Annotated in this window: 22 protein-coding genes; 12 read left to right on the forward strand and 10 right to left on the reverse strand. The window is 66.9% G+C overall.

The window, feature by feature from the left end:
• The 4 genes from ACCQ04_RS09170 to ACCQ04_RS09185 all read right to left on the reverse strand — a co-directional run bounded on the left by ACCQ04_RS09170 (nucleotide 1) and on the right by ACCQ04_RS09185 (nucleotide 4,956).
• Complete coding sequence (locus tag ACCQ04_RS09170) at nucleotides 1-567, reverse strand: 1,2-dihydroxy-3-keto-5-methylthiopentene dioxygenase (RefSeq protein WP_226427776.1); 567 nt, start codon at nucleotides 565-567, stop codon at nucleotides 1-3.
• Nucleotides 568-607: 40 nt separating this feature from the next.
• Nucleotides 608-1,261 (reverse strand): methylthioribulose 1-phosphate dehydratase, encoded by a 654-nt coding sequence (locus ACCQ04_RS09175; protein ID WP_016904399.1) that lies wholly within the window; start codon nucleotides 1,259-1,261, stop codon nucleotides 608-610.
• Nucleotides 1,262-1,875: 614 nt separating this feature from the next.
• The gene (locus ACCQ04_RS09180) at nucleotides 1,876-3,306 is read right to left on the reverse strand and encodes an amino acid permease (RefSeq protein WP_016904398.1); all 1,431 of its coding nucleotides are present in this window, start codon (nucleotides 3,304-3,306) and stop codon (nucleotides 1,876-1,878) included.
• A gap of 177 nt (nucleotides 3,307-3,483) precedes the next feature.
• The gene (locus ACCQ04_RS09185; protein ID WP_024937736.1) at nucleotides 3,484-4,956 is read right to left on the reverse strand and encodes an amino acid permease; all 1,473 of its coding nucleotides are present in this window, start codon (nucleotides 4,954-4,956) and stop codon (nucleotides 3,484-3,486) included.
• Nucleotides 4,957-5,096: 140 nt separating this feature from the next.
• On the opposite strand from ACCQ04_RS09185, the gene ACCQ04_RS09190 reads away from it, so the two are divergent.
• On the forward strand, nucleotides 5,097-5,684 hold the full coding sequence (locus tag ACCQ04_RS09190) for an NUDIX hydrolase (RefSeq protein WP_104541995.1): 588 nt from the start codon (nucleotides 5,097-5,099) through the stop codon (nucleotides 5,682-5,684).
• A gap of 571 nt (nucleotides 5,685-6,255) precedes the next feature.
• Here ACCQ04_RS09190 and serA read toward each other — a convergent pair.
• Nucleotides 6,256-7,497 (reverse strand): phosphoglycerate dehydrogenase, encoded by a 1,242-nt coding sequence (serA, locus tag ACCQ04_RS09195; RefSeq protein ID WP_226427777.1) that lies wholly within the window; start codon nucleotides 7,495-7,497, stop codon nucleotides 6,256-6,258.
• A 209-nt stretch (nucleotides 7,498-7,706) separates the two neighbouring features.
• On the opposite strand from serA, the gene ACCQ04_RS09200 reads away from it, so the two are divergent.
• The 3 genes from ACCQ04_RS09200 to ACCQ04_RS09210 are packed head-to-tail and all read left to right on the forward strand — an operon-like array spanning nucleotide 7,707 to nucleotide 11,291.
• Nucleotides 7,707-9,125, forward strand: coding sequence for a D-2-hydroxyglutarate dehydrogenase (locus ACCQ04_RS09200; RefSeq protein ID WP_226427778.1), 1,419 nt, complete (start codon nucleotides 7,707-7,709; stop codon nucleotides 9,123-9,125).
• 34 nt (nucleotides 9,126-9,159) lie between these two features.
• Nucleotides 9,160-9,459 (forward strand): DUF2388 domain-containing protein, encoded by a 300-nt coding sequence (locus tag ACCQ04_RS09205; protein ID WP_024937732.1) that lies wholly within the window; start codon nucleotides 9,160-9,162, stop codon nucleotides 9,457-9,459.
• A complete protein-coding gene (locus ACCQ04_RS09210; RefSeq protein ID WP_226427779.1) occupies nucleotides 9,456-11,291 on the forward strand; it encodes a DUF7844 domain-containing protein in 1,836 nt (611 codons plus the stop codon). The genes ACCQ04_RS09205 and ACCQ04_RS09210 overlap by 4 nt, the downstream gene beginning before the upstream one ends.
• 74 nt (nucleotides 11,292-11,365) lie before the next feature.
• Here the strand turns inward: ACCQ04_RS09210 and ACCQ04_RS09215 are convergent, their stop codons facing one another.
• The 5 genes from ACCQ04_RS09215 to ACCQ04_RS09235 form a co-directional block, all read right to left on the reverse strand.
• A complete protein-coding gene (locus tag ACCQ04_RS09215; protein WP_024937731.1) occupies nucleotides 11,366-11,758 on the reverse strand; it encodes a hypothetical protein in 393 nt (130 codons plus the stop codon).
• Nucleotides 11,758-12,324: an elongation factor P-like protein YeiP gene (gene yeiP, locus ACCQ04_RS09220; protein ID WP_016904354.1), complete on the reverse strand. Its 567-nt coding sequence runs from the start codon at nucleotides 12,322-12,324 to the stop codon at nucleotides 11,758-11,760. Before yeiP ends, ACCQ04_RS09215 begins: the two co-directional genes overlap by 1 nt.
• 114 nt (nucleotides 12,325-12,438) lie before the next feature.
• Nucleotides 12,439-13,209, reverse strand: coding sequence for an SDR family oxidoreductase (locus tag ACCQ04_RS09225; protein WP_184434640.1), 771 nt, complete (start codon nucleotides 13,207-13,209; stop codon nucleotides 12,439-12,441).
• A gap of 140 nt (nucleotides 13,210-13,349) precedes the next feature.
• Nucleotides 13,350-14,246: a hydroxymethylglutaryl-CoA lyase gene (locus tag ACCQ04_RS09230; protein WP_226427780.1), complete on the reverse strand. Its 897-nt coding sequence runs from the start codon at nucleotides 14,244-14,246 to the stop codon at nucleotides 13,350-13,352.
• Nucleotides 14,243-15,040, reverse strand: coding sequence for an enoyl-CoA hydratase-related protein (locus ACCQ04_RS09235; RefSeq protein ID WP_016904357.1), 798 nt, complete (start codon nucleotides 15,038-15,040; stop codon nucleotides 14,243-14,245). Before ACCQ04_RS09235 ends, ACCQ04_RS09230 begins: the two co-directional genes overlap by 4 nt.
• A 116-nt stretch (nucleotides 15,041-15,156) precedes the next feature.
• Between ACCQ04_RS09235 and ACCQ04_RS09240 the strand changes: the two genes are divergently transcribed.
• The 8 genes from ACCQ04_RS09240 (at nucleotide 15,157) to ACCQ04_RS09275 (ending at nucleotide 22,469) form a co-directional block, all read left to right on the forward strand.
• Nucleotides 15,157-15,405, forward strand: coding sequence for a FeoA family protein (locus ACCQ04_RS09240; protein WP_016904358.1), 249 nt, complete (start codon nucleotides 15,157-15,159; stop codon nucleotides 15,403-15,405).
• A complete protein-coding gene (gene feoB / locus ACCQ04_RS09245; RefSeq protein ID WP_024937727.1) occupies nucleotides 15,402-17,261 on the forward strand; it encodes a ferrous iron transporter B in 1,860 nt (619 codons plus the stop codon). The genes ACCQ04_RS09240 and feoB overlap by 4 nt, the downstream gene beginning before the upstream one ends.
• Nucleotide 17,262: 1 nt before the next feature.
• Nucleotides 17,263-17,517, forward strand: coding sequence for a DUF6587 family protein (locus tag ACCQ04_RS09250; protein ID WP_039521380.1), 255 nt, complete (start codon nucleotides 17,263-17,265; stop codon nucleotides 17,515-17,517).
• A gap of 156 nt (nucleotides 17,518-17,673) precedes the next feature.
• Complete coding sequence (locus ACCQ04_RS09255; protein ID WP_226427781.1) at nucleotides 17,674-18,876, forward strand: aminotransferase-like domain-containing protein; 1,203 nt, start codon at nucleotides 17,674-17,676, stop codon at nucleotides 18,874-18,876.
• A complete protein-coding gene (locus tag ACCQ04_RS09260; protein ID WP_226427782.1) occupies nucleotides 18,873-19,595 on the forward strand; it encodes an MOSC domain-containing protein in 723 nt (240 codons plus the stop codon). The genes ACCQ04_RS09255 and ACCQ04_RS09260 overlap by 4 nt, the downstream gene beginning before the upstream one ends.
• 430 nt (nucleotides 19,596-20,025) lie before the next feature.
• Complete coding sequence (gene dapB / locus ACCQ04_RS09265; protein ID WP_226427783.1) at nucleotides 20,026-20,742, forward strand: 4-hydroxy-tetrahydrodipicolinate reductase; 717 nt, start codon at nucleotides 20,026-20,028, stop codon at nucleotides 20,740-20,742.
• A 240-nt stretch (nucleotides 20,743-20,982) separates the two neighbouring features.
• Complete coding sequence (gene carA / locus ACCQ04_RS09270) at nucleotides 20,983-22,116, forward strand: glutamine-hydrolyzing carbamoyl-phosphate synthase small subunit (protein ID WP_024937723.1); 1,134 nt, start codon at nucleotides 20,983-20,985, stop codon at nucleotides 22,114-22,116.
• Entirely contained in the window at nucleotides 22,113-22,469 is a 357-nt protein-coding gene (locus ACCQ04_RS09275; protein WP_024937722.1) for a hypothetical protein, read from the forward strand. Before carA ends, ACCQ04_RS09275 begins: the two co-directional genes overlap by 4 nt.
• Nucleotides 22,470-22,517: the final 48 nt, after the last annotated feature.

Below are 22,517 nucleotides of genomic sequence, written 5' to 3' on the forward strand. Positions count from 1 at the left end.
TCAGCTGGCCTTTGGAGGTTTCTCGGGGGCGTAGCGGGGGAATTGTTGGGCGATTTCGGTGCCGGTGAAGTGGCCGACCCAGCCATCGGGCTCGGTGAAGAAGCGGATCGCCACGAAGTGCGGCTGCGGCCCCATGTCGAACCAGTGCAGGGTGCTGTCGGGCACGGCGATCAGGTCGTCCTTCACGCATTCGATCTCGTAGACCTTGTTGTCCACGTGCAGCGTGAACTGGCCCGAGCCGGCGACGAAGAAGCGCACCTCGTCTTCCTTGTGGAAGTGCTCGTCGAGGAACTTGGCGCGCATTTCCTCGCGCTTGGGATTGTCCGGCGCGATGCTGACCACATCGACGGTCTTCAGCCCCCGCTCGGCGCTGAGCCGCTCGATATCCTCGCGGTAGGCTGCCATCACCTGCTCGGGTGATGCGCCCGGCTCGATCGGCTGATTGGCCTTCCAGCGCTCGAAGGTCACGCCGATCTTGCTCAGCTCGGCGGCAATCTGCTCGCCGTCGCGGCTATCGAGCTGCGGCAGGTTGGGATCGGAATCGTTGTAGATGCGAAGTCGGCTCATGGCGATCTGGCTCACAAGGAAGGGGGGAGGTGGCGAGGACTCAGCGCGGCCCGCGCAGCTTCAGCAGTTCGAGTTCGCAATGCAGCAGGAATTCGAAGGCCTCCAGGTGACGGCGCGCCTCGGCCATGTTGCGGCCCCAGGCATACAGACCGTGTCCTTCGATGAGATACCCCCACAGGCTCTGTTTGTCCAGCAGGGCCTCGACCTGCGCGGCCAGCACCTGCATGTCCTGCGTATTGGCAAACACCGGCACGTCCACTGCCGTTTCATGTGTGGTGTTGCCTTCGAAGGCTTTCAACAGCTCATAGCCCTCCAGCCGGATCATGCCGCTGCCGGCGTACAGTCGCGAGGCAATGGTCTGCACCGGCGAATGCGTGTGCAGCACGCAGCCGATCTCGGGGAAGCGGCGATACAGCTGGGTGTGCAGCAGCGTTTCCGCAGACGGGCGTAACGGACGGCCAACCGCCAGGCCATCGAAGTCCACCACCATGATGTCTTCTTCGACCAGGCGGCCCTTGTCGCGGCCGGACACGGTGATCGCCGCATGCTGTTCGTCCAGGCGATGGGAGAAATTGCTGCTGGTGGCCGGCGTCCAGCCGGCCTGGGCCAGCTCGCGGATATTGCCGATCAGCAGGTGCGCCAGCTCGTGCAGACGCGCGGCGCTATAGGGCAGGGGGGCAGTGGTCGCATTCATGCACCTATTCTACTGCCCCGCCGGATTACGGTCAGGTGCAGCGCAGCAGGGTTTGTTCCTGTCAGGCCCGTACCCAGATCGGCCTACTAAACGTGAGGAGCGCGCGCCTGGCAGAGGTCAAATGCCTAGCTGGTCGGGAGCGCGGTGCCCTCACCACTTGCGGGACACGCCGTGAATCCGTCCATGGAGGCTCCTTGGCGGCATCCATGCCGCCAAGGGTCCCGCAACCGGCGAGGGCACCGCACCAGGAAGCTGGTCGGTGGTCGTATGAAAAGCCGCTTGTCGCCCCCGTGTCGCACCTCGAGCCGGCGCATCAGTGTCGAACAAAGCGCACTACGCACGGCGGTTACTGCTCTTCAACTGTGCACACCGATCATCCCGGTTGGTCCTTGCCCGCCCACCCTCGCGGGACCTTACGCGGCATGGATGCCGCGTAAGAGCCTACAGGGACGTACTTGCGGCGTGTCCTGCGAGGGTGGGCGGGCAAGGGCCCAGCAGCCAAGCCGCAGATCAGTGCCCACCAACCAAGCTACAGATCAGCCCCCTGCAGCGAAGGCCCGAATCATCGCTCCGCCATGGACGACCGGTGCGCAGGCGTTAACCCACTGGTGTACTCAGCGACCGTCGCGCAGACGGCTGTGGCGATAGCCGTAGCCGAAATAGACCACCAGCCCGACCAGCGTCCACACCCCCATCAGCATCCAGTTGTGCAGGGTCATCGCCGACAGCAGGGCCAGGCAGCTCAACACGCCGGCGCTGCAGATCAGCCAGGCCACCGGCATGCGGAACGGACGCGGCAGTTCCGGGTGGGTACGGCGCAGGATCAGCACGCCGGCGCACACCGCGGCGAACGCGATCAGCGTGCCCATCGAGGTCAGCTCGCCCAGCACATCCAGCGGGAACACCGCTGCCAGCAGGGCGATGCCCACGCCGGTGATCACGGTATTGACGTGCGGGGTGCGGTACTTGGGATGGATGCGGGTGAAGATCGACGGCAGCAGCCCGTCGCGCGCGATGATCATGAAGATGCGCGGCTGGCCGATGATCATCACCAGCACCACCGACGACAGCCCGATCAGCGCGCCGACTTCCACCACCACGCGCAACCAGGCCAGCTGCGGATGCGCCGCCACCGCGGTCACCACCGGCTCGTCGGTGCCGAGCAGGGTGTAGGGCACCAGGCCGGTCATCACCGCCGCCATGGCGATGTAGAGCACGGTGCAGATGACCAGCGACAGGATCATGCCGATCGGCAGGTCGCGTTGCGGGCGGTGCGATTCCTGTGCCGCCACCGACACCGCCTCGAAGCCGATATAGGCGAAGAACACCATCGCCGCGCCGCGCAGCACGCCTTCCATGCCGTATTTGCCCGGACCTTCGTTGGCCGGAATGAACGGGTGCCAGTTGGCGGTATCCACGTACTTCCAGCCCACCGCGATCACCAGCAGGATCAGCCCGGTCTTGAGGATCACCATCGCCATGTTCATCGCCGACGACTTGCGGATGCCCACGTAGCACAGCCAGGTCAGCAGCAGCACGATACCGGCGGCAGGCAGGTTGGCGATCGCGCCGGTGCGCTGCAGCTTGCCGTCCAGTGGCGCGCTGACCAGGGCGGCCGGCAGGTGGATGTTGAAATGCTCCAGCAGGCTGAGGAAATAGCCGGTCCAGCTGACCGCTACCGCCGAGGCGGAGACGCCGTACTCCAGCACCAGCATCCAGCCGATGAACCAGGCCGCCAGTTCGCCGAAGGTGGCGTAGGTATAGGTGTAGGCGCTGCCGGACACTGGCACCATCGCCGCGAACTCGGCGTAGGCCATTGCGCAGAACGCGCAGCACACCGCTGCCAGCACGAACGACAGCATGATCGCCGGGCCGGCGTGGTCGGCCGCGGCTTGGCCGGTGATGACGAAGATGCCGCCGCCGATCACCGCCCCGATGCCCAGGGCGGTCAGCCCCCACGGCCCGAGTGCGCGTTGTAGGCCCAGCCCGTCGGCCGCCTCGTGGCTGGCGTGCGGGTGCTTGGTGGCCCAGAGTTGCTTGAACATGCAGCGGTTCCTGTTGAATCCCTGCACATGGCGGTGCGGGCGTGTGCGAGATGTGCGGGCTGTTGCGAGGGACTCGTGTCGTCAAATCCCCGCACACGGATGTGCGGGCTGTTGCGAAGGACTCGTGTCGTTAAATCCCCGCACACGGATGTGCGGGCTCTTGCGAGGGACTCGCAATCAAACCTTGCGGGCCAGCCGGCTATGGCGAATGCCATAACCGAAATAGATGACCAGGCCGATCATGGTCCAGCCCACGAACACCTTCCAGTGTTCCTGGAACGCCTGGAAGAACAGGAACAGGCAGGCCAGCGCGCCCAGCGGACAGATCAGCATCGCCAGCGGCACCCGGAACGGGCGCGGCAGATCCGGCTTGGTGAAACGCAGCACCATCACCCCGGCGCACACGGTGGCAAAGGCGAGCAGGGTGCCCATCGACACCAGTTCGCCCAGCACGCTGAGCGGGATCAACCCTGCCAGCAACGCCGCGACCACGCCGACGAAGATCGTCCCGACATAGGGGGTATGGAACTTCGGATGCACCTTGCCGAACAGTCGGGGCATCAACCCATCCTTGGCCATGGTGTAGAAGATGCGCGGCTGCGCCATCAGCATCACCAGCACCACCGAGGACAGGCCGGCGATCGCGCCGATCTCCACCGCGGTCTTGAGCCAGGTCAGCTGCGGGTGCGCTTCCAGTGCGGTGGCTACCGGCTTGGCGGTGCCGAGCTGGGTATAGGGCAGCAGGCCGGTCAGCACCGCGCAGACGATGATGTAGATGACGGTGCAGACCGCCAGCGACACCAGAATGCCGATCGGCATGTTCTTCTGCGGATCCTTGGTCTCGCCAGCGGAGGTGGAGACCGCGTCAAAGCCGATATACGAGAAGAACACGATGGAGGCGGCGCGGAACACGCCGTCCCAGCCGAACTGGCCCGGCCCGGTGTTCTCCGGGATGAAGGGATGCCAGTTGGCCGGGTCGATGTAGGCGATACCGAAGCCGACGAACAGGCAGATCACCACCACCTTGATCGCCACCACGATGGCGTTGGCGAACGCCGACTGGGTGACGCCCACGTAGCACAGCATGCTCACCGCAGCCACGATCAGCACGGCCGGCAGGTTGATGAGGTTGCCGGAGCTGACAAAGTTGTGGCCGTCCCAGGCCAGTGGCGCGCCGGCCAGCTCGGCCGGGAAAGGCAATCCAAGCGTGCCGGTCAGGAAACTGATCAGGTAGGCGGACCAGCCGACCGCAACGCTGGAGCCGGCGAACAGGTATTCCAGCACCAGGCACCAGCCGATGAACCAGGCGATGCCCTCGCCGAGGGTGGCATATGAATACGAGTAGGCGCTGCCGGAGACCGGCATCATCGCCGCGAACTCCGCGTAGCACAGGCCGGCGAACGCACAGGCGATGCCGGCGAATACGAACGACAGCATCACCGCCGGGCCGGCATGGTTGGCAGCGGCCTGGCCGGTCAACACGAAGATGCCGGCGCCGATCACCGCACCGATCCCCAACATGATCAGGTGCTTGGCGGTCAGGGTGCGTTGCAGGGTGGCTTCGCCTTGCAGGCTGCCTTCGACCGGTTCGCCCCCGTCGACATGTCCAGCGGGCTCGATCGGTTTGACCCTCAACAGAGACTTCAGCATTCGGTACATCCCTAAGTGGCAACTAAGGCGCGCGCGCCTGGGCGAAGGTGGTGCGCCGCGTCCCGGTGGGACAGGCAAGCGGCCTACCTTGCCAAAGCTACACGCTCACGACAAGCGCGTACGCAGCATGAATGGCGATAATGGCCGCCTGGCCCGCAACGGGCGACCGGGAACGACAGATGGTGGATGCAACCCTGCAACAGCGATTGGCCGACTACCGCGCACGCTGGCCGGACGAAGCGGAGCTGGCCGAGCAGTTCGCTCAGCTGCTGGACGATGCCACCAACCCGTTCCTGCGCGAGCGTGTCGAAGGTCATTTCACCGGCTCGGCGTGGGTGGTCAGCGCCGATGGCACGCGCACGTTGCTGACCCATCACCGCAAGCTGCAACGCTGGCTGCAGCTGGGCGGGCACGCCGACGGCGACCGCGACCTGGCGCAGGTGGCCTTGCGCGAGGCGCAGGAGGAGTCCGGATTGACCGGCTTGCGCCTGGCTGACGCGGCCATCTTCGACCTGGATCGGCACTGGATTCCCGCGCGCGGCGAGGTGGCCGGGCACTGGCATTACGATGCGCGCTATGTGGTGGTGGCGGGAGCGGACGAGGCATTCGAAGTCAGCGAGGAATCGCTGGCCCTGGCGTGGCGCCCGGTCGCCGAACTGCTTGCCGATCCGCAGCTGGATCCGTCGATGCGGCGCATGGCGGAGAAGTGGGTGGCGCGCGCGCATTGAGCAGCTTCTTAGCGCCCCTTTCGTCGGGGTAATAAGGCGCTGCTTGCGTGCCACTGGCGCTCGCGCCGCAAGCGCGGGCACTGCGCTTGTTAGTTGCCGGCTTCGGTGGGCGGCAGCAGCGCGGCCGGCGATCGGCTGCTCGGCTCGGTCAGACATCCTGTCTGACTCGCCGCCGCGGCACATCCGTGTGCCGCTCTCCGCCAATCCCCGCCCACGCTGCTGCCTCGGCCATTCGCTGTCATGGCCTTGGAAGCAGTGGGTGAGTGATGAGACGTTGTTTCGTGCTCAGGTCTGCGAAAGCCCCTCTCCCGTCGAGACGAGCAGGCACAGCTTGCGCCATGGGCGCGCGTGCCTGGGAGCGCCCGCGCCGCAAGCGCGGGCCGGGGCGCGGAGCGGGGGTTGGGGTGAGTACCGCCAGGCATCGGCTGCCAGTTTACGAGTCGCCCTTACTGGCGCGTGGCGACGCGTTTGCCATGGCAGACGCGTCGAAGTTGGCCGCAGCGCCCCTTATCCGGCCCCTCGGGCCACCTTCTCCCGTTGGGAGAAGGAATCACCTCGGTACAAAGTCCGCTCAGTACAGAATGCGCGTTCGCAAGGTCCCTTCGATCAAGGCCAGGCCTTCCTTCAACGCGGTGGCCTGCGCCTCGCTGGCGCTGACGTCGATCACCACGTAGCCCACCTTGGGATCGGTGCGCAGGAACTGGCCGTCGATGTTGACGTTGTGGCGCGAGAACAGTTCGTTAATCTTGGACAGCACGCCGGGCACATTGCGGTGGATATGCAGCAGACGCAGGCTGTCGGGGTGCTCGGGCAGGGTGACCTCGGGGAAGTTCACCGCCGACAGCGTGCTGCCGTTGTCGCTGTAGCGCACCAGCTTGGCGGCCACTTCGACGCCGATATTGTCCTGCGCTTCCAGCGTGCTGCCACCCACGTGCGGGGTCAGGATCACGTTGTCGTGTGCGGTCAACTTTGATTCGAACGCATCGCCATTGCCCTTGGGCTCGATCGGGAACACGTCCACCGCCGCGCCGCCGATCTGGCCCGAGCTCAGCGCCGCGTCCAGTGCGTCGATGTCGATCACGGTGCCGCGCGAGGCATTGATCAGATGCGCGCCGTGCTTCATGCGCGCGATTTCCGCCGCGCCGATCATGTCCTTGGTCGACGGCGTCTCCGGCACATGCAGGGTCACCACGTCCGCGCGTGCCAGCAGGTCGTCCAGATCGATCGCCGCGCGCGCGTTGCCCAGCGACAGCTTGGTTTCGATGTCGTGGAAGATCACCTGCATGCCAAGCGACTCGGCCAGCACGCCGACCTGGGTGCCGATATGCCCGTAACCGACGATGCCCAGCACCTTGCCGCGCGTTTCGTGGCTGCCGGCGGCCGACTTGGACCACCCGCCGCGATGGCACTCGGCGTTCTTCTGCGGGATGCCGCGCAACAGCAGGATCGCCTCGGCGATGACCAGCTCGGCCACGCTGCGGGTGTTGGAGTAGGGCGCGTTGAACACCGGGATGCCGGTCAGCTCGGCCGCGTCCAGATCGACCTGGTTGGTGCCGATGCAGAAGCAGCCCACTGCGATCAGCCGCTTGGCATGCGCCAGCACCTCGGCGCTCAACTGCGTGCGCGAGCGGATGCCGACGATATGCGCCTCGGCGATGCGCGCGATGAGCTCGTCTTCCGGCAACGACTTGGCGTGCAGTTCGATCTGCGAATAACCGGCGGCGCGGAACACATCCACGGCCGTCTGGCTGATGCCTTCCAGCAACAGGACGCGGATGTCCTGCTTGGGAAACGAGGTTCTCTTCGGCGACATGGGGGGAGCGCATTGCAGCAATCGGGTCGGCAACTATGCCAGATGGGCCGCGTGATGGGGCGCCCGCAACGCAGTGTTTGCGCAGGCAAAGTCCTTGCGGTGCAACGGTTTCAGCTGAATCCAACGCCGCGGCGGCGCCATGTCGTGCAACTGGACGAGGCCGGCGCGCACTGGCACGCTGTGCGGTTCCTACTGCAGCGCCGTGTGCCATGACCGATCCCCGCATCCTTTCGTTGCAACAGGCCGTGCCCTCGTTGCGTTTGAAGACCGAGCCGGCCGACCTGGAACACTACGGCCGCGACTGGACGCGGCGCTGGACGCCCAACCCGCTGGCGATCGCCTTGCCTGGTGCGGTGGACGAGGTGCAGGCGGTGCTGCGCTGGGCCAATGCGAACGCGGTTGCGGTGGTGCCTTCGGGCGGGCGCACCGGCTTGTCCGGCGGTGCGGTGGCTGCCAACGGCGAGCTGGTGCTGAGCCTGGAGCGCCTGAACAAGCCGCTGGAGTTCAATGCGGTGGATCGCACGCTCACCGTCCAGGCCGGCATGCCGCTGGAAGCGGTGCACAACGCCGCGCGCGAGCATGGGCTGGTGTATCCGGTGGATTTCGCCGCGCGCGGTTCGTGCTCGATCGGCGGCAACATCGCCACCAATGCCGGCGGCATCCGCGTGATTCGCTACGGCAATACCCGCGACTGGGTCGCCGGCCTGAAGGTGGTCACCGGTGCCGGCGAACTGCTGGAGCTCAACAACGCGCTGGTGAAGAATTCCAGCGGCTACGATTTCCGCCATTTGATGATCGGCTCCGAGGGCACGCTTGGCGTGGTGGTCGAAGCGACATTGCGATTGACCGACCCGCCGCCGCCCAGCAACGTGATGCTGCTGGCACTGCCTTCGTTCGAGGTGCTGATGCAGGTGTTTGCCGCGTTCCGCGCGCAGCTGCGGCTGGAGGCGTTCGAATTCTTCACCGACCGCGCGCTCGAACACGTGCTGGCGCACGGCGCGCAGGCACCGTTTGCGCAGGTGCATCCGTATTACGTGGTCACCGAATTCGCTGCCGGCGACGAGGCGCAGGAAGCCGCAGCGATGGCGGCATTCGAGACCTGCATGGAGCAGGGTTGGGTCAGCGACGGGGTGATCAGCCAGAGCGACGCGCAGGCCGCGCAACTGTGGCGGCTGCGCGAAGGCATCACCGAAGCGCTGGCGCGCTACACGCCGTACAAGAACGACGTGTCGGTGCGCATCTCGGCGATGCCGGCGTTCCTGGCCGAAACCCAGGCGTTGCTGCACGATGCGTATCCGCATTTCGATGTGGTGTGGTTCGGCCATATCGGCGACGGCAACCTGCATATCAACGTGCTCAAGCCCGATGGGACCAGCCAGGCCGATTTCGTGGCGGCCTGCGATCAGGTGACCAAGTTGCTGGCGCAGGCCTTGCAGCGTTTTGGCGGCAGCATCTCTGCCGAACATGGCATCGGCCTGGTCAAGAAGGCCTATCTGTGGAGCACGCGCTCGGCCGAGGAGATCGCCTTGATGCGCGGGATCAAATATGTGCTCGATCCTCATCTTTTGCTGAATCCCGGCAAGCTGTTCGAGATGGACGACGCGCCTGCCGCCACGCGTGCCGGTTAGTCTTTCACCACCTTCACATGGAATCGATACGCCAATGATGCGCTCCCTCGTGTTTTGCGCTTTGACGCTGCTGCCGCTGGCGGCCTTCGCATCCAGCCTGGCCGGAACCTCGGCGGGTGCATCGTCGGCCGGGTCGTCCAATTCCTCCGGCAGCAGTTCCGGCGACGACAAGGTGGTGGCCGACGCACGCGAAGATGCCGCCGGCTTCGTCGCCAGCGATGGCGCGATCCGCGGCGCGCGGCTGGAAGCGGCGCTGCTGCAGTTGCGCAGCCGTAGCGATGCGGCGCGGCTGTCCAGCGACCTGGAACTGGCGCAGTCCATCCTGGCCCAGTGAGTTCTCCTCGCCGGTGCTGGTGGCTGTGGCTGGCCGCAGCGATCGCACCGGCGGCGCAGGCCGAATTACGCATCGATGTCGATCCGCAGGGCCTGTCTGCGGCGCAGATCGACACCACACACGCATTGGTGGAACAGGTGGCGCAGCGTCTGCCGCCTGCCTGGATGCAGCGCATCGACGCACCGATCCAGCTGCAATGGCGCACGGATTTGCCGGCACACGTGCACGGCCGCGCGATCGGCCGGCGCATCCTGCTCGATCGTGCGCTGTTGGATGCCTGGAGCGCGCAGGCGACGGCCACGCAGACCGACCCCGAGGCACCGGCCACGCGCGCCGCAATGGCCGCCGTGGTACATGAGCTGGCGCATGTGCTGGACCGCGGTGCGCACGGCGGCCTGTCGCGCGACCCGCGGCTGCGCGATCTGGCCGGCTGGCAGGTGCGTCCCTGGCGGATCGGGCGTGGCGCAAACCGGTTCAGCGATCGCAGCCCCGACGATTACGAGCGGCGCAGCCCAGCCGAATTCGTCGCGGTGAATCTCGAACACTACGTGCTCGATGCCGATTATCACTGCCGGCGTCCGGCGCTGGCGGCCTGGTTCGCCGAGCAGGTCGGTGGCATGCCCGATGCAACGCATTGCGAGACGACGCTGCCGTACCTGCAGGCCGACAACGATGCCGGCGCGATGTCGCTGCTGGCACTGGATCCAGCGCGTGTATACGCGGTGGACTATCTACTGGCCGAGGGCAATGCGCAGCCGATGAGCCGCTGGGGCCACAGCATGCTGCGTCTGGTGATCTGTGCCCCTGGCCGCGCGCCCGGTCCCGATTGCCGTCTGGATCTGCAGTATCACCGCGTGCTGTCGTTCCGCGCCTTCGTCGGCGATGTGCAGATTTCCAGCTGGCGCGGGCTGACCGGTTCGTATCCCTCGCGGCTGTTCGTATTGCCGTTGAATCAGGTCGTGGACGAATACACCAAGGTGGAGCTACGCGCGCTGTCGTCGGTGCCGCTGACACTGGCGCCGGGGGAGATCGCCGCGCTGCTCGCACGCGCCGCGCAGGTGCATTGGAGTTACGACGGGCGCTACTACTTCATCGGCAACAACTGCGCGGTGGAGACCTTCAAGCTCCTGCACGACGGCGTGCCGCGACTTGCCACGGCCGGGCTGTCGTCGATCACCCCGCGCGGCGTGAGGCAGCGCTTGCAGCGCGCCGGCATCGCCGACATGCAGGTGCTGGACGACCCTGCGCAGGCGATTCGCCAGGGCTATTACTTTGAGTCGGCGGCAGCGCATTACCAGACCATGTTCGAGGTGATCCGCCGCGGCCTGCCGGTGCCGCAGACCAGCGTGGAGCAATGGCTGGACGCGCGCGCGGACGCGCGTGCGCAGTGGTTCGACCGCGGCGGTCTGCGCGAGACCGCTGCAGCGTTGTTGCTGGAACAGGCCGCGTTGCGCCGCCAGGAGTTGCTGGCACGCGATGCGCTCAAGCGCCTGCTGACACCCGGCGCGGCCGGGCGTGACTCGGTGCAGGGTCAGCTGCAGTCGCTGTTCGCGCGGCAGTCCCGGCTCAGTCATCCGGCTACGCTGTTGGGCAGCGCCGGCTACGGACTGCCGCAAGCAGACGAGCGGCAGGACCTGAGCGCGCGCGTGGCGCAGGAAACCGGCGTACTGGTCGACGGCTGGAAACAGCTACAGGCGCTGGGGCGGCAGCAACTGCCGGCCGACGTCCGCACTGGATTGGAGCAGGGCGAGGCGAATGTGCAGCGCCTGCGCGCACGCCTGCGCGAGCTAGCGCGCGGTGATGCGGCCGACGACAAACGCCTGCAGCGGTAAGTCCCAGTTCCCGGTGCTCCGGCCAGGGACGACGCATTGCACCAGCTGGCACCTGTCACACCAGCCGGCGTACCTCAGCCAGCCGGTTGCAGATCCGCCTGCACCGAATACTTGCGCAGCCAGTCGCTGACCTGCGCGTTGTTGCGGTACTGCTGCATCAGCTTTGCAAGCCGTGCTGGTGCCGGCGTGCAGAATTGCGCGATCGCCACTTCGATCTCGTGGCGACGATCGGCGTCGTACGGGTCCTCGCCCGCGAAGTGCTCGCAGGTGTCGTAATCCTCCACCAGCGTGCGTACGTCCTCCGGCATGCCGCACAGGCCGGGCGGATGTTGCAGCCACTCCTCGTCCACCTTGGCATCGGTGCAGGCCACCGGCGCAGGTGCGGGCGTGGCTGTCGGCGCCGGCGCTGGTTGCGCCGTGCAGGCGCCCAGCAGCCCCAGCGTCACCACAACGACCAGCTTGCGCATCAGTCGGCACGGCCCGCAAATTCGCCGGTGGTGGTGTTGACCAGCACGCGCTCACCGTTGGTGATGTACTCGGGCACCATGATTTCCAGGCCGGTGTTGAGCTTGGCCGGCTTGGGCCGCTTGGTGGCGGTGCCGCCCTTGAGCTCAGGCGGGGTTTCGACCACTTCCAGCGTCACCGTCTGCGGCAGTTGCACGGCCACCGGCTGGTCGTCGATCACCTGCACGTAGATGCCGGTCAGCCCGTCGATGATGTAGCCGGCATCGGTGCCGATCACGTCCGCATCCAGCGTGTAGGGAGTGAAGTCCTCGTCGTCCATGAACACGAACGCCTCGCCATCCTTGTACGAAAATGTCGACAGGCGACGCAGCAACTCCACTTCCGGCAGGTTGTCGTCGGCGTCGAAGCTGGCGTCCAGCTTGGCGCCACCGGGCACGCTGTACATGATGAAGCGGAAGCGCACGTTGCCACCGCGGCCCTGCGGCGAGCTGCGCTCGATGTCGCGGATCTGGTAGATGCCGCCGTTGTATTCGACGACGTTGCCTTTCTTGATGTCGTTAGCTTTCATGGAATGAGTCAGGGATTGGTGATTTGGGATGAGGGATTGGCAAAGCAGGACTGGAGCGGGCGGGCAGGGCAGTAGTGCTGTTACGAATCCCCAATCCCGACGCACCAATCCCTGCTACTTGGGCGCCAACCGCACGCCGCCGTCCAGGCGAATCACGTCGCCGTTGAGGTAGCGATTGCGCAGGATGAAGGCGACGGTGTCGGCGTATTCGTCGGGTTGGCCCAGACGCGAGGGGAACGGGATCGCCGCGGCCAGCGATTGCTGCACCGCCTCGGGCATGCCGTCCACCATCGGGGTCCAGAACACGCCCGGTGCGATCGTCATCACGCGGATGCCGAAGCGGGCCAGCTCGCGCGCCATCGGCAAGGTCATGCCGACCACACCCCCCTTGCTGGCGGCATAGGCGGCCTGGCCGATCTGGCCTTCGTAGGCGGCCACCGACGCGGTGTTGATGATCACGCCGCGCTCGCCGTCGTCGCCGGCGCTGTTGTGCTGCATCACGTCGGCCGCGGCCTTGGCGACATTGAAGCTGCCAACCAGGTTGACCAGCACGGTGGTGCGGAAGGTCGCCAGCGGCATCGGCGCTTCCTTGCCGAGCACGCGGCCCGAGCCCAGGATGCCGGCGCAGTTCACCGCCAGGTTGAGCCCGCCCAGCGCCTTCGCGGCCTGCGCCACGTTGGCGGCGACCTGCGCCTCGTCGGTGACGTCGGTGGCGAAATACTGCGCGTTGCCGTCACCGAGCAGCGCCAGCGCCGCCTCGGCCTTGTCGGCGTTGACGTCGAACAGGGCGACCTTGCCGCCGTCGGCCACGATGCGCTGCGCCACGGCCAGGCCCAGGCCGGAAACGCCGCCGGTGACGATGGCAAGAACAGAAGAAGGCTGCATGCGGTGGTTCCTTGGAAATCCTGGAAGCCGGTGGATGCCGGCAGGCGAACGGGTGACGACGCAGCCGGCGATTCTAGCCGAAGCGTCCGTGTGACCGCCCTGGAAGATGCGCGGGCGTGGCAGCGTGCGGGACTGAAATCTCAGCCGGCCGCCGCCAAGGCCTTGCCAACCTTGCTGCCGGTCTCGCGGCCCAGCAACTGCGCCAGCCAGCGGCCGGTACGGGCGAGGGCAGGCAGGTCGATGCCGGTCGACATGCCCAGCCCATGCAGCAGATACACCACGTCTTCGCTGGCCACATTGCCGCTGGCGCCCTTGGCGTAGGGGCAGCCGCCGGCACCGGACACCGCCGCATCGACCACGCGCACGCCTTGCTCCAGGCAGGCGGCGATGTTGGCCAGCGCCTGGCCGTAGGTGTCGTGGAAGTGCACGGCCAATGCCGGCATCGGGACCGCCTGCGCCACCGCCGCCAGCATCTGGCGTGCCTTGGCCGGGGTGCCGACGCCGATGGTGTCGCCCAGCGAAATCTCGTAGCAGCCCAGTGCGTACAGCCGTTGCGCGACACCGACCACGTCGGCCACCGGCACCTCGCCCTGATACGGGCAGCCCAGCACGGTGGAGACATAACCACGCACGCGCACGCCGTCGAGCGCGGCCTGTTCCAGGATCGGCCGAAAGCGCGCGATCGATTCGTCGATGCCGGCGTTGGTATTGGTGCGATTGAAGGCCTCCGACGCCGCCGTGAACACCGCCACCTCCTGTGCGCCGGCGGCGCGTGCGCGCGCATAGCCCTGCAGGTTCGGCACCAGCACCGGATAGGCGATACCCGGCGCCTGGGTGATGCCGGCAAACACCTCGGCCGCATCGGCCAACTGCGGCACCCAGCGCGGGCTGACGAAGCTGGTCGCCTCGATGCTGCGCAGCCCGGTCGCGGAGAGTTGATCGATCAAGGCGATCTTGTCGGCGGTGGCGATCGGCATCGCTTCGTTCTGCAGGCCATCGCGCGGGCCGACCTCGACAATGCGGACGAAGTCGCTCACGCCGCGCCCTCCGGCACCCAGGCCGGGCTGCGCTTGTCGAGGAAGGCGCCCAGGCCTTCCTGACCTTCCGGGGAAACGCGCAGGCGCGCGATCCACGCGGCATTGGCAGCGTCGATGGCGTCACGGTCGATCGGCGGCAGCACCGCGCGTACCAGCGCCTTGGCGCTGGCCGCGGCCAATGGCGCTGCCGCCAGCAACAGGCGGACCTGGCGCTCCACCGCGATATCCAGTTGGTCGGCGGCCACCAGTTGATGCAACAGGCCCAGCAGCTGCGCGGTGGCCGCGTCGAAGATCTCGGCAGTGGCGAACCAGCGCCGTGCCTGGCGCGCGCCGATCGCTGCAATCACATACGGTGAAATCACCGCCGGCAGCAGGCCGAGCTTGCTCTCGGTCAGGCCGAAGCGCGCCTCGGTGCAGCCGATGGCGATATCGCAGCACGCCACCAGGCCCACGCCGCCGCCGAATGCCGCGCCGTTGACGCGCGCGATGGTCGGCTTGGGCAGTTCGTCCAGCGTGCGCATCAGGCGCGCCAGGGCGAGCGCATCGGCCGCGTTGTCGGCCTCGCTGGCACCGGCCATGCCGCGCATCCAGTTCAGGTCGGCGCCCGCAGAGAACGCAGCGCCGGCACCGGTGATCACGACGACGCGGATCTGCGCTGCCCGGCCGGCCTGCTGCAAGGCGTCGGTGAGCGCGCCGATCAAGGTCGCATCGAAGGCGTTGTGCACCGCCGGGCGGTGCAGTCGCAACGTGCGGACCGCTCCCTGGTCCTCCACGATCAAGCCGGTGTCCTGCATTGCGTCAACGTCCATGAATGGGATGCGAACCATGATAGCGGCACGGGTCGGCTGAGCCATGACGCGGTGCGTCGATGCTAGAATTGAGAACCATTCCTAACAATCAGGCCGTCTTTGTGACGCTGTCCGACATGCCCTTGCATCGCGCCGCCATCGTGGATTCCGTGGAGGATCGCCTCCCCAACGACACGATCGCCCGGCGTCTGCGCGAACTGGGGTTTGTCGCCGGCGAAGAAGTCACGGTGCTGGCGACCGGGCCGGTCGGGCGCGAACCGCTGCTGGTACAGGTCGGTTACACCCGGTTCGCCCTGCGCCGCAGCGAGGCCGCACGCGTGCAGGTACGCGTCGACGGAGCACAGGCATGAGCGCGGCGAGCGTCCCGTTGCGGCTGGCGCTGGTGGGCAATCCCAACAGCGGCAAGACCGCGCTATTCAATCAGCTGACCGGCAGCCGGCAGAAGGTCGCCAACTACACCGGCGTCACCGTCGAACGCAAGGAAGGGCAGTTCCGTGCGCCATCCGGGCGCGACTTCGCGGTGCTGGATCTGCCCGGCGCCTACAGCCTGCAGCCGGCCAGCCTGGACGAGGCGATCACCCGCGACCTGTGCCGTGGCTTCTATCCCGGCGAACCAGCACCGGACGTGCTGGTCTGCGTGATGGATGCGACCAACCTGCGCCTGCACCTGCGCTTTGCGCTGGAGTTGCGCGAGCTGGGCCGGCCGATGATCGTGGCCTTGAATATGGTCGACGCCGCGCAGCGGCGCGGCATCGTCATCGACCTGCCGGCGCTGGAACAGGCGCTCGGGGTGCCGGTGGTGGAAACGGTGGCGGTACGCCGCGGCGGCGCCAAGGCGCTGGTCGAGCGGCTCGATACGCAGGCCGCACGCCTGGTCGCCCCCAGCGCCGCGCCGCCGGCCGATGGCAACTATCACGCCCAGGTGCGGCAGATCCTGAGTGCGGCCGTCAGCATGCCGACCCGCACCTCGCGCGTGGACGATGCGCTGGACCGCTGGCTGCTGCACCCGCTCTGGGGGCTGGTCACGCTGGCGGTGGTGATGTTCCTGATCTTCCAGGCGGTGTATGCCTGGGCCACGCCGGTGATGGACCTGATCGACGGCGGCACCTCGGCACTGGGCGAGTGGGTCGGCGCCACCTTGCCGGAAGGACCGCTCAACAGCCTGCTCAAGGACGGCATCATCGCCGGCCTGGGCGGGGTGGTGATCTTCCTGCCGCAGATCCTGATCCTGTTCGCCTTCATCCTGGCGCTGGAGGAGTCCGGCTACCTGCCGCGCGCGGCCTTCCTGCTCGACCGCATGATGTCTGCCGCCGGCTTGTCCGGGCGCTCGTTCATCCCGTTGCTGTCGAGCTTTGCCTGTGCGGTGCCGGGCATCATGTCCACCCGCAGCATCCAGGACCCGCGCGACCGGCTCGCCACCATCATGGTCGCGCCATTGATGACGTGTTCGGCGCGCCTGCCGGTGTATGCCTTGCTGATCGGCGCCTTCATCCCGCAGAAGACCGTGTGGGGCATCTTCAACCAGCAGGGCCTGATCCTGTTCGGGTTGTATGCCGCGGCCATCGTCAGTGCGCTGCTGGTGTCGTGGACGATGAAGAAGTGGCGCCGCGACAAGAGCGAGCATCCACTGATGCTGGAACTGCCGTCGTACCGCCTGCCGCATCTGCCCGACCTGGCGCTGGGGCTGTGGGAGCGTGCGCTGATCTTCCTCAAGCGCGTCGGCGGCATCATTCTGGCCCTGACCATCCTGCTGTGGTTCCTGCTGTCGTTCCCGGCCGCGCCGGCCGACGCCACCTTGCCGGCGATCGATTACAGCTTCGCCGGGCGCATCGGCCATGCGATGGCGATCTTCTTCGCGCCGCTGGGCTTCAACTGGCAGATCTGCATCGCGCTGATCCCCGGCCTGGCCGCGCGCGAAGTGGCGGTGGCCTCGCTGGCGACCGTGTACGCGCTGTCGGCGGCCGACGACGATGCTGCCGCGCAGGCCTTGTCGCCGCTGATCAGCGATGGCTGGTCGCTGGCCACCGCGCTGTCGCTGCTGGTCTGGTACATCTACGCGCCGATGTGCATCTCCACACTGGCCACGATCAAGCGCGAAACCAACTCGTGGAAGCAGATGACGGTCAGCGCGGTGTACCTGTTCGCGCTGGCTTACCTGGCCTCGCTGGTGACCTACCAGCTGGCCGTGCTGCTGGGAGCCGGCTGAAGTGGATCTGTCGCTTACGCTGCAATACCTGGTCATCGCGCTGGCGGTGTTGCTCAGCCTGTGGGTGGTGATGAAGAAGCAATTTCCCGGCACGCTGCGGCGTCTGCGTGGCGCAGTGGCGATCGGCCTGCTGCGCGATGGGCGGCCTGCGTGGATGCGGGCGCTGGGCCGCCGCGTGGCGCCGCCGGCCGCGCAGAACGCCGCAGCCTGCGGTGGCTGCGACAGCTGCGGGCCGGCCCCGCCACGTCGTCACTGACACACCGCAGTTCTTCGGTAGCGCCACCGCGACCCAGGCGTGTGTCGTGACGCGTGGCGATGGTCGGCGCAGCGGCGATACCGCCACTGGGCGGGTTGCGTCGTCGACGCTGCAGTGCACAGCGCGTCGGCCGTGGGCCTTCGCTATGCTTGCGCAATGACGACCTCTTTCCAGATCTCCCGACGTGCGCAGGCGCTGACCAGTTCGGCGATTCGCGAAATCCTCAAGGTGACCGAGCGGCCGGAGGTGATTTCCTTCGCCGGCGGGCTGCCGTCGCCGGCCACCTTTCCGGTGGAGCGCATGCGCGCGGCCAGCGATCAGGTGCTGCGCGATGCGCCGCAGGCCGCGCTGCAATACGGCCCCACCGAAGGCTATGCGCCGCTGCGCGAATGGGTGGCCACACGCCTGAGCTGCGACGGCGCCAGCATCCGGCCCAGCCAGGTGTTGATCACCACCGGCTCGCAGCAGGGCTTGGACCTGCTCGGCAAGGTCTTCATCGACGAAGGCAGCAAGGTGCTGGTGGAAACGCCAAGCTACCTGGGCGCGCTGCAGGCGTTCTCGCTGTTCCAGCCGAGCTTTGTCGGCATGCCCTCGGACGAGGACGGAGTGGTGGTGGACGCGCTGGATCCTGCAGTGCTGGCCGATGCGCGCTTTCTGTATTGCCTGCCGAACTTCCAGAACCCCACCGGTCGCCGGCTGCCGCTGGCGCGCCGTCAGGCCCTGGTGGCGCGGGCGGCGGAGGCGGGCGTGCCGATCGTCGAAGACGACCCGTATGGCGAGCTGTATTACAGCGGCCAGCCGCTGCCGAGCCTGCTGTCGCTCAACCCGGAGGGCGTGATCTACATGGGCTCGTTCTCCAAGGTGCTTGCGCCCGGGTTGCGGCTGGGCTACGTGGTCGCGCCCGAAGCGGTGCTGGGCAAGCTGATCCAGGCGAAGCAGGCGGCCGATCTGCATACGCCCTCGTTCACCCAGCGCGTGGTCCACCAGACGTTGCAGGACGATTTCCTGGACACGCATATCCCGCAGATCCGCGCGCTGTATGCGCGTCAATGCAGCCTGATGCTGGAGGCACTGGATCGGCATTTCCCGCCCCAGGTGCAATGGAATCGCCCCGAAGGCGGCATGTTCCTGTGGGTGACCCTGCCGCCCGGGCTGGATGGCACCACGCTGCTGGCGCGTGCGATCGCGCGCAATGTGGCGTTCGTGCCGGGCGCGCCGTTCTACGCCACCTTGCCGCAGGTCAATACCTTGCGGCTGTCGTTTGTCACTGTGCCCGGCGACAGGATCGACGCCGGCATCCAGGTCCTGGGCGAGGTGCTGCGCGAGGCGCTGGCCGAATTGCCCGGGCAGGGCGCATGAGCACGCAGACCGCTGGCTTGCAGGCGCCTGCGCTCGCGATCACCATCGACAGCGTTGCGATCGGCATCGCACGCGACTTCACCCGGCCCGGTAGCCGCAGCGCGATCGACAAGCGGGCGGTGGACGGCAGGGTGCACGTCGGTCCCGACGGTCTGCACGGCGACGAGCAGGGCGACCGGCGTGTGCATGGCGGGCCGGACAAGGCGATCCACCATTATCCACGCGATCACTACGCCGCCTGGCGGACCGAGCTCGGTGCACATGCGTTGCTGGAGACGGCCGGCGCATTCGGCGAGAACCTGAGCAGCCTCGGCCTTACCGAAGCCGAGGTCTGCCTGGGCGATCGCTTTGCGTTGGGTACGGCAGTGGTGGAAGTGTCGCAGCTGCGTCAGCCATGCTGGAAGCTGTCCGACCGTTTCGGCCTGCGCGACATGGCGCGCCGCGTGCAGGACACCGGCCGCACCGGCTGGTATTACCGCGTGCTGCAGCCCGGCGACGTTGCGGCCGGCGATACGCTGACACTGCAGCAGCGACCGCATCCGCAATGGACGCTGTTGCGCCTGCAACAGCTGCTGTATGCGCGCGATGTCGATGTCGCCGCCATCACCGAGGTGCTGCAACTGCCGCTGGTGCCGTCATGGCAGGCGCTGTTCCAACGCCGCCTGCAACGCCGCGAAATAGAGAGCTGGAGCAAACGCCTGCACGGCGCAGGCGACTGAGAGCCGCCAACACCATCGCGCGCGATCAAAGGCCGCAGCCGCGCTAGCTGCAGGGCTGAGATTCGGGAGTCGGGATTGGGGAATCGCGGTCACGAAGTCGGCAAACGCCACCTTCCAAGCGCCGCCATGATGGCCGTATGCCATGCGTCCTCATCGTCCTTGCCAACGTGCAGTGGCGCAGCCCTTACCAACCCATGGCCGCTCGCGACGTTGTATGCCAACCACCACGCGCACCCCACGGACGCCACCAAGCCAAAGCGCCACAGCACGTAAAACGCGCACACCCGCATCCGCTCTCACGAGTCCCTGATCCCGATTCCCGGCTTTAACGACTCCCCAATCCCGACTCCCCAATCCCAGCTTTTACGATTCCCGATTCCCGATTCCCAGCTATCTTGTACAACCCCATCGCCCAGCTAGGCCTGCCGCCATGACACCGTCTCCTGTGAAAGTTCTGATCCACGGCGCCTCCGGGCGGATGGGCAAGGCGTTGCTGCGCCTGGCTGCCGAAGACGAGGCGCTGCACGTCGTCGGTGCGGTGGTGGGGCGCTCGCCGTCGCAGCGCGTGGTGGACGGCGTGCCGTTCTTTGCCGCCAGCGAACTCGGCGGTGCGCCGGCCTTCGATGTGGCAATCGACTTCAGCCTGCCGCAGGGCTTTGCACCGATCCTGGCGCTGTGCGCGCAGCGCGGCAAACCGCTGGTGTCCGGCACCACCGGTCTGGATGAGGCGCAGCGCGCCGCGTTGCTGGAGGCCGCGCAACAGATCCCGTTGGTGTGGGCGTCCAACTTCAGCCTGGGCGTTGCGGTGCTGACCGAACTGGTGGAGCGTGCCGCCGGCAGCCTGCCGGGCTGGGATTGCGACATCATCGAGGCGCATCACGTGCACAAGCAGGACGCACCCTCCGGAACCGCACTGACGCTGGGGGAGGCGGCCACCGGCAGCGGCGCGCAGCCGCGCTTTGCCAGCCTGCGCGCCGGCGACATCGTCGGCGAACACACGGTGCAGTTCACCGGGCTGGGCGAGCGGGTGGAGCTGGTGCACCGCGCCACCAACCGCGACATCTTTGCGCGTGGCGCCCTGCATGCGGCCAAGCGGCTGCTCGGCAAGCCGGCCGGCAGCTATCGCGTGCGCGATCTGGTGCTGTAAGCCGGCGCGTCGCCGCGCATGAATGGCGAGTGATCGCGGTGGCGCATTCATCCCGCCATTGCGGTGGCACTGCGGCGACCGGTGTTCTCCAGGCTGGCATGCCGGGGCACTTGCCTTTACAATTCTCGCTTGCCCGAACCAGCGTCGGACCGGTCCTCAGCACCGCGTCCGCGCTTTGCTGCAACCGGAATTTGGCCGGAAGCGCATCGGAGTCCCAGGCAGCCAGAGCGAGACCCCCACGTGACCCAACCCGCAATCCTTGTCCTCGAAGACGGCACCGTGTTCGAGGGCGAATCCGTAGGCGCCAACGGGCTTTCCGTCGGCGAAGTGGTGTTCAACACCGCCATGACCGGTTACCAGGAAGTCCTGACCGATCCCTCCTACGCCCGCCAGATGGTCACGCTGACCTATCCGCATATCGGCAACACCGGCTTTACCGATCAGGATGACGAGGCCAGCAAGATCTGGGCCGCCGGCCTAATCGTGCGCGACGTGCCGCGTCGCCCCAGCAGCTGGCGCAGCGAAGTCGCACTGCCGGAGTGGCTGCAGGCCCGCGGTGTGGTGGCCATTTCCGGCATCGACACCCGCAAGCTGACCCGCCTGCTGCGGCAGAAGGGCGCCCAGAACGGCGCACTGATGGCCGGCGAGATCGATGTCGCCAAGGCGCTGGAAGCCGCGCGCAGCTTCCCCGGGCTGAAGGGCATGGACCTGGCCAAGGTGGTTTCCACCGAGACCAGCTACAGCTGGCAGGAAGGCTCGCTGGATCTGAATTCCGACACCTTCGTGCGCGCCGAGCTGAAGCACAAGGTTGTTGCTTACGATTACGGCGTCAAGCTCAACATCCTGCGCATGCTGGCCGACCGTGGCTGCGACGTCACCGTGGTGCCGGCACGCACGCCGGTGGCCGAGGTGCTGGCGATGAATCCGGACGGCGTGTTCCTGTCCAACGGCCCGGGCGATCCGGAACCCTGCGATTACGCCATCAGCGCCATCCAGGAATTGATCGCCAGGCAGGTGCCCACCTTCGGCATCTGTCTGGGCCATCAGCTGCTGGCGCTGGCCGCCGGCGCCAGCACGGTCAAGATGACCACCGGCCATCACGGCGCCAACCATCCGGTGCAGGATCTGGACGGGGGACGGGTGATGATCACCTCGCAGAACCATGGCTTTGCGGTCGACGAAAGCACGCTGCCGGCCAATGTGCGGGTGACCCATCGGTCGCTGTTCGATGGCACCAATCAGGGCATCGCGTTGACCGACGCACCGGCGTTCTCGTTCCAGGGCCATCCGGAAGCCTCGCCGGGGCCGCGCGATGTGGGGCCGTTGTTCGACCGGTTCGTGGAGTTGATGGCCAAGGATGCCAAGCGCGCATGAGCGCTCGTTTGATGGGTGTGCTGATCGTGCTGATGGGCGTTGCGCTGACGTATTGGGGCGTGTGGATGCCGCTGGAGCAGGCACGCGCTGGCGCACAGTCGATCACGCTGCACGGCGGCATGAAGCTGGCCTTGCTGGTGCCGATGTGCTTCGTTTTCGGTGTCGGCTATGTGGTTGGAGGGGGATCTTTTCACCACCGCATGCAGAACACCGACCCGGACAAGGTACGCCGTTGGGGCAAGACCTCCGGGATCGGCTGGCTGCTGATCCTGGGCAGCTTTGCCGCGTCCTTCGGGCTGTATCAATGGCTTCAGCACACCCTGCGCGCCCTCGGCTATGGATCTGCCGGATGAACCCGGCATTCGGCTCTGCCGAGCCGATGCACTATCACGCCGCGTCGC

This window comes from Xanthomonas sp. NCPPB 2866 (genome assembly GCF_041475745.2).
Lineage (GTDB): Bacteria > Pseudomonadota > Gammaproteobacteria > Xanthomonadales > Xanthomonadaceae > Xanthomonas > Xanthomonas arboricola.